General features: G+C 43.8%; 9 protein-coding genes and 2 pseudogenes. 5 read left to right on the top strand and 6 right to left on the bottom strand.

Going from position 1 to position 14,065, the window contains the following annotated elements; translation table 11 throughout:
* The 3 genes and pseudogenes from ACM0OZ_RS40775 to ACM0OZ_RS40765 all read right to left on the bottom strand — a co-directional run.
* Positions 1 to 2,486: NB-ARC domain-containing protein (locus ACM0OZ_RS40775; protein ID WP_414588579.1), on the bottom strand; the 2,486-nt coding region annotated here is incomplete at its 3' end.
* A gap of 402 nt (positions 2,487 to 2,888) precedes the next feature.
* On the bottom strand, positions 2,889 to 4,055 hold the full coding sequence (locus ACM0OZ_RS40770) for a peptidoglycan-binding protein (RefSeq protein WP_414588578.1): 1,167 nt from the start codon (positions 4,053 to 4,055) through the stop codon (positions 2,889 to 2,891).
* Positions 4,056 to 4,207: 152 nt separating this feature from the next.
* Positions 4,208 to 5,396: pseudogene (locus ACM0OZ_RS40765) on the bottom strand (RNA-guided endonuclease InsQ/TnpB family protein).
* 67 nt (positions 5,397 to 5,463) lie between these two features.
* Between ACM0OZ_RS40765 and ACM0OZ_RS40760 the strand changes: the two are divergent.
* Positions 5,464 to 5,616, top strand: a complete 153-nt coding sequence (locus tag ACM0OZ_RS40760; RefSeq protein ID WP_414588577.1) for a hypothetical protein — start codon at positions 5,464 to 5,466, stop codon at positions 5,614 to 5,616.
* A gap of 255 nt (positions 5,617 to 5,871) precedes the next feature.
* Here the strand turns inward: ACM0OZ_RS40760 and ACM0OZ_RS40755 are convergent, their stop codons facing one another.
* Together ACM0OZ_RS40755 and ACM0OZ_RS40750 are read right to left on the bottom strand one after the other, a co-directional pair.
* Positions 5,872 to 6,954: a DMT family transporter gene (locus ACM0OZ_RS40755; RefSeq protein WP_414588576.1), complete on the bottom strand. Its 1,083-nt coding sequence runs from the start codon at positions 6,952 to 6,954 to the stop codon at positions 5,872 to 5,874.
* Positions 6,955 to 7,657: 703 nt separating this feature from the next.
* Positions 7,658 to 8,908, bottom strand: a pseudogene (locus ACM0OZ_RS40750) (RNA-guided endonuclease InsQ/TnpB family protein).
* Between the two features lie 388 nt (positions 8,909 to 9,296).
* On the opposite strand from ACM0OZ_RS40750, the gene ACM0OZ_RS40745 reads away from it, so the two are divergent.
* From ACM0OZ_RS40745 to ACM0OZ_RS40730, 4 genes are all read left to right on the top strand, one after another.
* A complete protein-coding gene (locus ACM0OZ_RS40745; RefSeq protein ID WP_414588575.1) occupies positions 9,297 to 10,631 on the top strand; it encodes a YncE family protein in 1,335 nt (444 codons plus the stop codon).
* Between the two features lie 155 nt (positions 10,632 to 10,786).
* On the top strand, positions 10,787 to 11,338 hold the full coding sequence (locus tag ACM0OZ_RS40740; protein WP_414588574.1) for a GNAT family N-acetyltransferase: 552 nt from the start codon (positions 10,787 to 10,789) through the stop codon (positions 11,336 to 11,338).
* Between the two features lie 129 nt (positions 11,339 to 11,467).
* The gene (locus tag ACM0OZ_RS40735; protein ID WP_414588573.1) at positions 11,468 to 11,707 is read left to right on the top strand and encodes a ribonuclease domain-containing protein; all 240 of its coding nucleotides are present in this window, start codon (positions 11,468 to 11,470) and stop codon (positions 11,705 to 11,707) included.
* Positions 11,708 to 11,764: 57 nt separating this feature from the next.
* The gene (locus tag ACM0OZ_RS40730; protein WP_414588572.1) at positions 11,765 to 12,169 is read left to right on the top strand and encodes a barstar family protein; all 405 of its coding nucleotides are present in this window, start codon (positions 11,765 to 11,767) and stop codon (positions 12,167 to 12,169) included.
* Positions 12,170 to 12,296: 127 nt separating this feature from the next.
* Here ACM0OZ_RS40730 and ACM0OZ_RS40725 read toward each other — a convergent pair whose 3' ends face one another.
* Complete coding sequence (locus tag ACM0OZ_RS40725) at positions 12,297 to 13,943, bottom strand: HD domain-containing protein (RefSeq protein WP_414588571.1); 1,647 nt, start codon at positions 13,941 to 13,943, stop codon at positions 12,297 to 12,299.
* Positions 13,944 to 14,065 lie beyond the last annotated feature (122 nt).

The following is a 14,065-nucleotide window of genomic DNA, read 5'->3' as shown; positions in this document are numbered from 1 at the left end:
GGCAGTTTGTCGGCTAAGGCTGCTAGTGCCGTGGCGCGATCTCTCTCATCCTGAATCAGTTTTGCGGCAGCCAGTGCTTCGGGTAATACGGATGGCAGTTTGTCGGCTAAGACAGCTAGTGCCAAGGCGCGATATCTCTCATCCTGAATCAGTTTTGCAGCAGCCAGTGCTTCGGGTAATACGGATGGCAGTTTGTGGGCTAAGGCTGCTAGTGCCAAGGCGCGAAAATCCTCATCCTGAATCAGTTTTGCAGCAGCCAGTGCTTTTGAGAGTGCTAGTTCTTTTAGGTTTGGTGGTAAACAATCGACTAGCTCTGTAAGCTTAAGTGCTTTTTGTTCTGGATTCGAGCCTTGTAGGGTATAAGCTAATGCTTGTTCAGGAGTCCATACATTTTTTTTCACCAATGCTTGCAGCAATTCTACTGGTACATTAGCTGTCAGACTATTAAGGGATGCAGTCATCAGAGCATAACGACACTGTAGTCCTATTGACTGCGAAGGTTTTTCCTGAAACATCTCTTGTGCTAATTTCCAAGCACGTGCTACATCAGTCACAAAAATGGCATTTTGCCCTAAGCGATCGCATGCCTCATACCACCCATTGCCTCCTGTCTCTGTTTCCTCTTGCAACAAAAAGTGAATTTCCTCTGTTTTACCCGCCTTTTCTAAATGCCAACTCAGGCGCTGATGTATATAACCATCATTAGGTAGGGTATGCCATAGACCATTTTCGGTTTTTTCTCGATACCGCTCCAAAAACCTGCCATGAGCATCAACCAACTTCAAACCCAATCCAGGCAAATCACCACGACGTTTTGGTTTTTCAGGAGCAGTTAACAAATTACGTGCTAGGTCATGCAATAAGTCGTGTAAACGATATGTGCGTGTTCCGTCAACGAGAGAAACACCAGGTAATAGTAACGCTTTACTTCGTAAACATTCCAATATATCAGAAGCATCGCGTTCATCATCCATATCCCAAAGTGTTCCCGCCATTTTGTGAGTCATGGAAGCATCTTCAGGTAACACCCCCAGCCATATAAAATTCTCGCGTTCAAATTCTTCCAGACGCTGTATGCTTAAGTTGAATGATGCAGTTAAACTGAGCTTTTTTAAAGAAGCTTCATCACTATTTCCCCCACCTCCCGGTCTGTCAAATGTTTTTAACCGGGCAATTTCCCCCTGAATATCTTTTAACAGAATTCCCCAGGATAGACCGCTCATAACCTGAGCCGCAGCCAGTTCAAGCGCCAGAGGTAGATAACCAAGCGATTCAGCTAAATCTGCTGCTGGCTGACGTTCTGCATCTTGTAGGTTACGCCCTAGCTTCTTAGTCAGCAATTCCATTGCTTGTTCTGGCTTCATGACATTCAAGCTATAGGTGCTGGCTCCCAATGCATCTGCGATCATACCCTCACGAGTTGTAACCAGCACCTGACAACGAGAACCACCAACGTTAAATGCTTGTGCGTCCTTGGTATTCCAAGCATCATCTACTACCAACAAAACAGCTTTGTCATAAAGTAGAGTCCGCAGATGATTGGTAGCAGCTTCTATACTGGTTGGTTTAAAGTTATAGTCACCCAAAGCCTGCATCCAACCGCTGAGTAGTGGGAGGACATCCGGTTGCTGACCTAAAGTTGCCCAAAGAATGCCATCACAAAAGTGAGCTTGCACATCTTCATCATGTGCCAAAGCAGCTGCTAGAGTCGATTTTCCCACAGAACCTAAGCCGTGAATAGCAGTAACTACCAAAGCGCGAGTATCTAATGATTCTGTAAGCAGACGATTTTTTAAGTCTTGGCTGTATTCTGGGCGCTCTACAAAGTAAGCTGGCAAAGGTGGTGCTTGAAAAGGAACACCTTTCGGTAAACGGTTTTTATAGATTGGTTTATACGGTTTATCTTTAGTTTTTATTTTAATAACTGGAATTTGCCCTTCAGAAAGATGTTCTAGTTGAATTGCAACCTTACCTTCCTCAAAGGCTCTTTGATATGCATCTTGATTATCTGGAGTTGCGTAGCCCAATCCATCGTAAAAACCAATTGCAAAGGCGATCGCAGCCTTATCCCCAATAGGCTGATTCATCCCAATCGCATAATTAATATATTCACTGATTGCAGTAGCTGGTTTGGCAGAATGACAGGCGTTAAGCAGTACGCATTCCACATAATCTGCGTGCAACTGAAACAGTGATGCTAGTCCGGATGCTGGGACGGGCTTGTTTTCTCCCCCGTCGTCTTCTAACAGCAAGCTGCCATCTTCCAGCCCATGCCCGCAAAAGTGGACGATTTGCGGTTGTTCTTCTGCAATAGCGCGGCGGATATCCTGAGGGCGGACAGCAGTCCTAAGTGTAATCTTGAATAAATCCCGCTTTACAGCACGTCGGATAGCTTCTTCAATTGAGCGAATTTCTTTATCCAAGCGCAACCCGTGGGGAATTGCAGTCAGAATCAGGATTGTTTTGACAGCCGTGCTGTGACTCATAAAAACTTGGAGAAAGGGTTAGTACTTACACGTTGACATACTAGACACAATAAAAAGTTGCCAGAAAGTTGGCAAGAGAACTTTTATGTTTAACTTTTATATTTAATAAGTGAAACTGAGGTTAACTTATGCAACAATGACCGAAAAAGAAAAGGATACAAGCCCATCAATTTATTCATGGGGAAAAAATGCCCAGTAACATTATTCCAGCCCTCACATTCATTCGTGGGGTCTTCATTTTTGACTTTTGACTTTTGACTTTTGACTTCCCCGTTCGCGTAGCGTCTCCGAAGGAGAAGGGGTGACCTGTATTAGCTGATTTTTGCCCAAGTAAAGTATGATTTCATACATAACAGACTGAGTTGAGCGCGATCGCCAATGCTTTGGCGAATTACCAGAGGCTTAAAAATTCTCCTCCTCTTCCTCCTCTTCCTCGTCTGTATCCTCTTCCTCACTTGCATCACCAGGCAAAGCACGGATACGATTCATTTGTGAAAGAGCATACTTTGCTGTTGCCTGTACGTCGGCATCTGGATCTTGCATAGCATGAGATAACATTTGACTCATTTGAGCCATCATGTCATATACGCGAGTCAAGTCACGAATGGCATTTTGCCGCACTTGTGGGCTTTCATCTTGGAGTGAGACAGCCAAAGCACGGTTCATTGGTTTGAGTGCGCGGGTGCTAATTTCCGATAAGGCTGCTAAAATCAAGCTGCGTTGCTGAGAATCTGCATCCATCATTAAGTCAACCAACGGCTGAATTGCCCGCGAGTCTCCTTTTTGACCTAAATCCCAAATTGCTTTGCGTCGCTGTGTTGAGTCTGGACTGCGTAAGTCTTCAATCAATTGGTCAATAATATTGACTTTGGCAAGGCGAGAAGTTGTTTCCATAGGTAAAAGTTGTGTAGAAGGTGATACCGTTGTTTCTTGTGTATTAATGACACCAGCACCATTAGACGGCACGTCGTTTGTAGTATCAAACTTTTGTATCGTTGGCTGAACTGGACTGGTGTTCACCTGAGTATAACTTTCTGGATATTTTGCAACTTTTTTACCCTGAGGAAGCCTTCTCACCACATATAGCAATGCGCCAATACTTCCCAAAACACCAATACCTACAAGTGACCACCAAACTATACCTCTATCTGCCTCTCCCTTACGAGTGGGTTCAGCGGTAGAATTAATAGCAAGCGAAGAAGTCGATGGTTTTGCGTTGATTGCTGTTTGAAGACTCTGCTTGGTTGCATTACCAAAAATACCGTCTACTGTTAAACCTTTTGCTTGTTGAAATTTAGTAACGGCAACCCTTGTATCCGCGCCATACTGCCCATCTATCTCACCATCATAGTATCCTAACTTCTTAAGTAGGGTTTGCAATGACTTCACTTGTGCACCTGTGCTGCCAAGTCTAAGAAGAGACTGCGGGATAGTGTCTTCGTTCAGTGCTTGAGCAAGTTCTAAATTTCTGAAAACTGGCTCAGGTGTCAGCGTGCTTGCTTGACGTTGGTCAAATCCTAAGCAAGCAAGGCAAGTCATAAAAACAATTGAGGAATAGCGTAGCCTCATAGAGCAAGTCTCAGCCAGAACGTGCGTTGGAAGCCATTGATACCACAATAACTATAAGCTATTTGACACTCCCCGGGCTGAAGCCACGGGGATTCTACATTCTACGTTAGCACTTGCTCAACCAGGCTTGCGCCCTTCGGGTTCGCAGTCGCCTACGGAGGGAAACCCTCCTGCAGCGCTGTCTCACCAAGAAGAGTAGAGGTTCCGACTCCTGTAGCGTGACTTCGGGATTGCCCACCCCTAGCTTGTTTTCCAAGATTCAGAATATTTATTGCTGCATTCACGTCTCTGTGTAACTCGCATCCGCAACTACACTTATGGGTACGAGTTGAAAGAGACTTTTTCACAATTGCACCACAATCACTGCATTTTTGAGAAGTCATTCTAGGATTGACGGCAACAACTGTAGTACCGAATTTAACAGCAAAATATTCTAAAGTTCGACGAAATAGATTCCAAGCCACATCATTGATAGACTTGGCAAGACAGTGATTTTTTACCATGCCTTTGACATTCAAGTCTTCATAGGCGACTATTGCGTTAGCTTTGCATACGCAACGCGCTATCTTCTTTGCGTGTTCACTACGTTGCCTACTTACTCTTAAATGCTTCCGGGCATATCTCTGCCTAGCCTTCCGTCGTTGGTTTTTTCCTTTCTCCTTTTTATATATTTGTCGTTGAGCGTGTTTAATGGATTTTTCAGCTTTTCTTAAAAACCTTGGATTCTCCTCATGATGTCCGTTTGAGTCAGAGTAGAAAAACTCAAGCCCCACGTCTAACCCAATCTCACTGTCAGACGTTCTAGGCTCAGATTTAACCTCAATGTCAACTGCAAATTGGCAGTAATATCCATCAGCTTTACGGACTAATCGAACACGCTTAATAGACTTTACAAGATAGCTATGAATGTCCCATTTACCCAGTAATTTGAGTTCACCAATACCTTTTTTATCGGTAAAGGTAATACGTCTTTTTGTGAGATGTAATGACCATCCACTGGTCTTATACTCAACAGAACGGTTGTCTTTTTGAAATCGGGGTAATCCCTTTTTTCCAGGTTTTTTGGATTTACAGTTTCCGTAAAATCTATCAATAGCACTCGATGCTCGTTCAGTTGCAGCCGTGCCTTGCCATTGAGTTCAATTCCTCTACAAACTTAAATTCTTTCCGCAGTGCTGTTGAGTAATTATTTAGCATTATTCTGTTAATATTGACCTCTCTAGGTGCATCCATCCAGTATCGAATTGCTTTATTTCTAATGAATTGAGTTGTTCTAATAGCTTCATCAATAGCTCTATACTGCTGTTGCTTTCCCCTAACTTTGTACTCTAATACCAGCACTGCTTTATCACCTCCTTGTCATTTATAATATACTCCTAATAATAACCGATAAAGGAGTAACCTTCAAATGGCTAGAGGTAAAAAAATGCAGTTTTATTTATCTGACCAAGAATATATTTTGCTTCAAGAATATGCTGAAGATAGACAAATATCGATGGCAGAAGTATTACGAGATTATATTAAAACTCTGCCTCAAATTAAAAAGAAAACATCACGGTAGGCTTTAGCCTACGCTGTGGCTTTCATCCCCGGTTCTACGCTGTGGAATACGTTGCTGTGTAACTGTTCCTCCGGGGTTTTCAGCCTACTTTCTTATAAATATTAAATGTTTTTTCTTGGCTTCAGCATATCCAACACACCCTGACCGCTACTAAAATTCAAGCACATTACTGACGGTTGTTATCCCTGAGTCAGTTATCTATTTTTTAGATAGTTATCTGTTTTTTAGAGATTTTGTTTCGCTGCCCTTTGTCACTTAAGGCAACATTTCTGGTTCAGATTCTCTCACAGGTAGGCTGACTTGGTTCATTTTCTTTGCAGATGCTTCTAAAACTTGTTGTTGCTGCGTCATGGTTTTCTCACTGGTAGCAAGCTTGTTGGTTTCCCCTGACAGCTTTTCGCGCTGGTTAATCAGATAGATACTCACTAAAGTCAGGCTGACTCCTACCCACTGCACTGGATTAAGAACTTCTTTAAGTAACAAATTGCCAAATAGCAAAGCAAATACAGGTGTGAGGAAGGTGAGGGAACTGAGACTGGTGAGATTGCCGCTAGAGGCAAAATAGAAAAACAATCCGTAGGCGATCGCACTCCCAAACACCGTAGCGTAACCCAATGCTATCCAGTCAGATGGCACAATATTTTGCAACTGCTGTGATTCTGCAACTGACGAAATTCCCCACAATGGCAAGCCGCCTATAATCATGTGCCATCCCGTAGCCATAACAGGATCAGCATGGCGGCAAACAAACCGGATCAATACTGTTCCTACAGCCATACTCAACGCCGCTAACAGCATCAACCACTCGCCGCTGTCAAACAGTTGTTGTAGTAGAGACGTTGCATCCAAAGTCTTTACAATTGTGCCTGAGTCTAGAAAATGGAAAATCCACTCCTGAGGTAAGCCAATTAAACTAATACCTGTGACTCCAAATGCTAGTCCCAGCCATCCCCAAAAACCGATGTGTTCTTGGAATAACCACAAAGACAGCAATGCCACAGCCAAGGGTTGAGAGTCAATCATCACAGATCCTAACCCAGCACCTGTTCTGAGTAATCCCTCTGCCAAAAAGCCTTGAAATAGAGTTCCATCCACCAAGGCAAATAAAGCAATCCACAGCCATGCAACCCAACCCCTAGGCTGAGGTTTACCCATCAATGCTGCTGCTATCAAAATGAGTACCCCGGCGGGTATCAAACGCACTCCCGCCATAAACAATGGTGTGGTGTGGGGTATCACTCCTTTCATCGCCACCATAGCTGTACCCCATAGGAAAAAAGGGGCTATCAAGAGTAGTGTTGCCAAGGGTAGTCGAGATGCACTGACTTTCAGTTGCATGGGATTGCAGAAGCCTTTGTTTTACAAACGCGAAAATCGCTTTAACTAATTTTACCTAATTATGTCGATTTGTGAAGGAATCAATACTTAGTTATGAACTGCGTACACCAGCAGCTATGATGGCTGCCTTGTCCAAAGGGTGGTTGAATTGACAGGTTGGGTGGTGCTTGCCGTTGTGAGAGGGAACGGTTGGGTACTCATGGCATGGAGGGCGCATTCACCTGTGAAAATTTATTGGTTTGAGTTTCCAATTTTACATGACAAGATAACTGTAAATTTTACAAAGATTTTATACTACCATGACTTGATTGTTTAACCGTATTCATAGTAAGTTTTACAGTATGTCGTAATTGCAAGTTTTACGGCAATATAAGGGTTTTTATCAAGAAGACCGAGCTTGCATCTTTGTTTTTAAAGGGTGTTAACCAATTCCGTTTTGGCACTTAATGTTGCGCTTTTGATACATATTTCGACCTCCATTTCTTAATGGAGGAACTTTTGTATTCTAAATTTAAGTAATTTTGGATACAAAAAAAGCCGTGATATTACTAAAAGCGAAGTCTATGTAGTTTCAGGTAAAGTCGGTAATATATTTGACACCTAATTGCTGGTTGTCTTCAAGCTTAACCGACGTTCTTTGATTCACCACTTGACATCCTCCCACCGCTGAACGGAGTACCGTTACAGCGGGGGATTCCAAGAATCACTTCTTGGGCTTTCTGTTTCTACGAGTTGACTTGCTTGAAGGAGTTTCCAAGACGAGAGTATTGGTCAGTCTCATCCACAGACGTTGACGTTCCCGTGTGCCCCACGGTACGGAGTCCTCTCTCAAGTATGTTTCGTGCAGCGTTCCAATCCCTATCTTGGGTATGCCCACAATGATGACAAGTATGCGTCCTGGTACTCAAAGACTTCTTGACGACCTTCCCACAATTGGAAGAATTCTGGCTCGTGTAGTGAGGTGGAACGGCAACCGTGACCACACCAAACACTTTTCCAAAGTACTCAACCCATTCCCGGAATTGAGTCCACGCTGCATCAGAAATGGATTTAGCAAGGTGTCGATTCCTCACCATGTTTCGCACCTTCAAGTCCTCATAGGCTACCAAGTCGTTAGACTGGACTACGCACCAAGAGTCTTCACGGCAAAGTCTTTACGCTGCCTACTTACCTTGAGATGCGCCCTAGCCAGTTTGTTTCTAAACTTAGCTCTATTTTTGGAACCCTTCTTAGTCTTGGACAAACGACGTTGCAGTCGTTTCAAAGACTTTTCGGACTTGCGGAGGTGACGCGGGTTTGCAACAGTCTGCCCGTCAGAATCGGTGTAGAAGTGGTTCAAGCCAACATCAATACCAACGGTTTTAAGTGTTGGTTCCCGTTTCTCCAAACGTTCCTGATCAACGCAAAACTGTACATAGTACCCATCTGCTCGACGGACAACCCGCACTCGTTTAAACTGTTTCAACTGGTGAGCCAGCGCTGCAGGAGGGTCTCCCTCCGTAGGCGACTGGCGGTAGAAATGCAAATCGCGGGTTCCCCACATCTTAAAGGTTCCCGCCTCAAAACCATCGTTCAAGGTAATATAGCGTCTGTCATTAGAAAATTTCCATCCACTGGTCTTGTATTCAACAGAACCGTGTGTTTGTTCTTTCTTAAAGCGTGGATATCCTTTCAATCCTTGCTTATTTTTCTTGCAGTTGTCGTAGAACCGAGATATTGCTGCCCAAGCTCGCTCTGCACTAGCTTGACGAGCCATAGAGTTAAGGTTAGCAGCAAACTCGAATTCTTTTGCAAGGACAGCACAATATGCACTCAAGTCATATTTGTCGATGTCTTTGTTGTCCATCCAGTATCTCAGGCAACTGTTCCGAACAAATCGGGCAGTACGGATAGCTTCATCCAGCTTTCCATACTGCTCGTTTGTTCCTTCCAATTTTGCCTCAAATACCAGCATTTTTACGTTGAACTCATTGACGTAATTCTAGCACAGAGATTGTCAAAACCGCCACTGTTCTACTCCCCCGCTTTGCATCGGTCGAAGAACGTGGCGGTTTTGACCCTCGATTCCGGAACGCCGCCAAATCAAAGATTATGGCGGGAGCCTTCTCTCGGAATTAGGTAAGGAGATTTTCTATGCAGATTGTGATTAACAATCTGTCAGTATCGTTTGGTTTGAGTCAAGTCTTAATCACCACTTCCAAAACAGAGGGTTTTTAACTTAACACTCTTTCAAGCGATCGCTTGGCACACAACCCTTTTACCAACACAACCAAATCGGCTATGAGGCGTTGTACAGACTGCTTCATGTACTTATTGATGTACTTAAATCAGGAAAGTTAAAGATGAAGAAATTTTTTCTTCCGTTCCTATTTTTGGTTGGGATTGTTTGGGTTATATTTACCCAAGTCCCCCTCCCACTGCACAACAATTTTTCTCTATCAGCCTCAGCCAAACAAACAAACAATTCATCAGATTATGAGGTTTGGGCTATTGATCAGGCAGATTCCTTTGATGGTACTCCCTTGGGAGGAAATCTCTATGTTCTGTCAGGCGATGACCGAGACTTTTTAAGAGGTAATGCAAAGGTTGAGAAAGTTAACTTGGCTGCTAGCGCTAAGAGTAAGGGTCTTGCGGCAGGTCAAAAACCCCACTGGATTGCTTTCAACAAAAGCGCTACATATGCAATTGTAGGACATGCAACTACGGCTCAGGTCTATGCAATTGACGCTAATAAACGTGAAGTTGTAGATTCGATTCTTCCACCAGGATTACCCAACTCGAACTCCCACGCTGTTTACGTGTCAAAGGATAACAACTTTGTATTTGTTGCAGATACTCCTGGTCAACGGATTCATAAGATTTCCACAAATTATGAGGCACCCGGAGGTAAAATTTTTGGTGAAGTTAAAACGTTGGACTTGAATACTTCAGAGACGAAGACAGCCTTAGGAACTCCGACTGCCCGACCAGTGGTAGCTGTAGTCGATGATGCAGGTAAGTTTGTTTATGTGACTTTTGCTGATGGTGGCGTGGCGATCGCAAATGCAGAAACACTGACAATAGCACACATTTACAATAAAGATGAAGTCACCTTCAATGGATTGGTTGCTGCTCAAGTTGGTGACAACTTTATCACTAATGCAGGCAATGCTAATCCCCAAATAGCTGACTTTGTTTATGTGTATGACAACAAGTCTCTGCTAGAAAATCCCTCGAAGCGTCCAGATTTCATCAAAGTTCCTCAATCCGGTAATGATGTTCATGGTGTGGTAGTCGTTCGTGACAAATACTTATGGCAACTTAACCGTGCATCAAACACGATTACAATACATGACTTCAAGCCCAACCCCTTTGATCCAAACATTGACGGTTCAAACAAAGTTCGCGCAGTTAATCTTGTTGACCTGACAGATACAGCCTTAGGTCCTGATCCTGCACCAGACTTAATAGACACATCACCCTCTCAAGAACTTGCTTTTATCTCACAGCGTGGACCAAATCCCATATCAGGAAACGATCCAGCATTTTTCAACAGTGTGGGTGCTACCCCTGGAGTAGGCATTGTGCAAATTGAAAACGACGGTAAGGATGCTAAACCTGCCTATCTGTATAGATTCGATAACGTTGTGAATGGAGTTAACATTGGTGACTTCCACGCCCTTGCTGTTCGTAAATAGAACTTATATGACAATACGGTTCAGATAAGCTCACAGCCCTTAGCCTAAAGCTATACAAACAAAGCCTGCGCAAGCAGGCTAAAAAACTTAAATTTCTGGAGTTTGCAGCTAAAAACTAACAATTACTTTGCCGCAATTTTTGCCCCTATGTAGATATGATGTTTCTTTCCACCAAGCGACTCATCTTAAGGGAATTCATGCCTGAAGATTGGCAAGCAGTTCTAGCCTATCAAGCTGACACCCGATACCTGAAATTTTCTGAATGGGAAACCCGCAGTGAAGCTGATGTGCGGGCATTTGTAGAAATGTTTTTGAAGCAGCAACAGCAAGTGCCACGAATAAAATTTCAGTTGGCAGTGGAATTAAAATATGAAGGAAAATTAATCGGAAACTGCGGTATCCGCAAACAAGAGCCAGAATCGCATGAAGCTTCCCTTGGTTATGAGATTGCACCAGACTACTGGGGCAAAGGATATGCAACAGAAGCAGCAGCCACTATTCTTAAATTTGGCTTTGAGGAGTTAAAGCTGCACGGCGTTTACTCTTGGTGCATTGCTGAAAACACTGGTTCGGTTAGGGTGCTGGAGAAAATTGGAATGCAGCTTGAGCAAAGATTGCCGGACAATGAGAGGTTTAAGGGGCGCTCGTGGGATACCTTGATTTTTGGGATTTCAAAGGATGAGTGGCTGAACAAAACAGAAAAATAGGAAGCGGTGATGCTAGGCGATCGCCTAGCAGGTTATTGACAATGGTCGGATAACGATGGATACCCGAATGATTGAAAGTTGGAGAAGCGATCGCTTCCTCGTGAGTGGTCGAGGAGATAAAATATTTAAATGACGGGAATACCACAGGTTACCATTAGTCAATTACCTCCTGAAGTCCAAACCACTATCAATCTGATTTTACAAGGCGGACCATTCCCTCACGCAAAAGATGGCACTGTGTTCAGAAACCTTGAAGGATTACTACCGCTACAACCTCTAGGGTATTACCGAGAGTATACTGTGGAGACTCCAGGAGCAACTGACAGAGGTAGTCGCCGTCTTATTACTGGGCAAAATGGAGACTGCTGATCACTACAATAGCTTTCAAGAAGTCATCTAGTAGCTTTAAGCAAAAGGAGTGGCTCAATGAATGAATATGTATATTTTCAGCGAACACCTGCCCGCAAGCCAGAAATTATGGCTAACCGGAAACAGATAATAGATAAAATTATTGAAGAACTATCTCAACAGGGCATTCAGGTTTTCTACCTGGATGGTAGAGAAATTTCGAGTAAAGAAACCTTTTTAAGCAAAGCCGCCCAAGCAATGAAATTCCCGGCATACTTTGGCGCTAACTGGGATGCGTTTGATGAATGTATCACTGATTTAACATGGTGTCCTGCTGAGAGATATGTCTTATTGTATGACCGTCCTGATATCTTCGCTCAGGCTGACCCTACTCAATGGCAAATAGCAGTTGACATTTTGCGTTCTGCGGAAGAATACTGGGGGACAACAAACACACAGATGGATGTTTTTCTCATGAATTAAATAACCGCACAAGCGCTACCAAACGCACAGAAGAAGATTCTAGCAGTAATTTATAAGGTGCGTTTCACTGCGAAGAGCGCACCCTACTTTATAAATTAACTCTGATTCAAATACAACGCGCACCCTACTAACTAACTGCAACAGTTGGCTCTAAATTCGCCACTAATTTCACACCAAACTCCGCCTCAAACACTCCTTTGTTGTAATCCAAACTCCAAAGTTCTAAGGCACAGTCATCATCAGCGCGAGATGGAAAAACTTTTAAATGAAATTCCTGTTGTTCAGGCAAATATTCACATTGCACTCGTGTAATTGCTCCAATTTGCCGCCTATCTAAAGCAACCGCCAATCTTAAAATAGCACTCAACTGATTAACAATTTGTCGATGATTTTTACTCACCAAGCTGCGGTAATTTTCGTGCCTTTTCTTGGGGGGCGATTTGCGATGATAACGGGCTAAATTAGCAATGATTTCTACCTCAGTTTCGTTGTAGCCTAGTAATTCACTATTGCGAATGAGATAGTAAGAGTGCTTGTGGTGAGAAGAATGGCTGACATAATGACCACAATTGTGTAATAGCGCCGCAGCCTGAAGCAGTTGCCGTTCTTCTGCTCCCCAGTTGTGGAGTGTCCCTTTTGTTTGGTCAAATATACTCAGGGCAAAGACTGCTACGCGATCGCTGTGTTCTAAATTGACATGGTATTTATTCGCGATATTCAGAACACTCCGCTGGCGCACGGTACCTTGGTAACGCAGGCGGTCTTCAATTAAGCCGTGGGCAAGCATCCAGTCTACAATAACACCTTCCCTGAGGGAACGTTCGCACACGGTGACGGACTCAACTCCCAAAAGGTTCATTGCTTCTTGTAGGATGACTGCGCCTGCAAGTATAACTTCAGACCGTTTCTCCGGCATACCGGGAATTGCAGCCCGTTCTAAGTTACTTATTTTCCGCAAGCGATTGACCCACTCCTGCAAGTCTTTTAAACTCAGTTCATAACCATTGAGCGTTGAAGGAACCGAACCTAGTTTCTCTCGTGCATGGATCATCACCAGAGTTTCAATTGTGCCGGAAGTTCCTACCAAACGGGGAATTTCCCCTAACTTGAGGTTCGCCTGTACTTCTTCCACGGAACGTTCTAACATTCCGCGTGCATATGCTTGCAAATACTTAAACTCAGGGCTGCTGATAGGATCAGTGGTGATTAACTCGCTGGTGAGTCTGACTGCACCGACTTTTGTACTGGTGAGGGTTCGCGCTTCGTGAGAGTCGCCCAAAATGATTTCTGTAGAACCGCCACCGATATCTATGATGATGTGGGGCTGGTTGTTGAGTTCCATCCCTGACAGCACGCCTAGATAGATCCGCCGCGCTTCTTCTTGACCAGAAATTAGGTCAACGCTTAAACCCAACTCGTCGTCTACCCTTTGCAAAAAATCTTTGCCATTGGGGGCTTCTCGTACGGCGCTGGTTGCTACAGCAATGACTGTTTCGGCGTTGAGAGTTTTGGCGATCTCTTGGAAGCGTCCCAAGGTGGCGATCGCCCGTTCCATGACTTCTGGTTTCAAATTCCCTGTTTCAATATCGCGATCGCCAAGTCTGACTGTTTCTTTTTCTCTGGCGATAATGCTAAAAGATGGTAGTCTAGGTTCAATTCGCACAACTACCATGTGTAGTGAATTTGTCCCTAAGTCGATAGCAGCAATAATCCGATGTTGCTCAACTGTTTGAGTTGGAAGGCTCTCCCAGCTAGCTGAAACTAAATTCACCATCTATGGTTTCTCTCTGTTAAGGATGGTAAAAGCTGGCAATACAGAAGGTCTGAGCGAGACAATGTATTTTGAAAAACAAAATTATTCTCAAGCGGAATGTATAAGTGAACCTGACTGAGTCA

Source organism: Scytonema sp. PCC 10023, from assembly GCF_963920835.1.
Taxonomy (GTDB): Bacteria; Cyanobacteriota; Cyanobacteriia; order Cyanobacteriales; family Nostocaceae; genus Kalymmatonema.
Note: the sequence above shows the minus strand (reverse complement) of the source record. Positions and strands in the feature narration are given on the sequence as shown.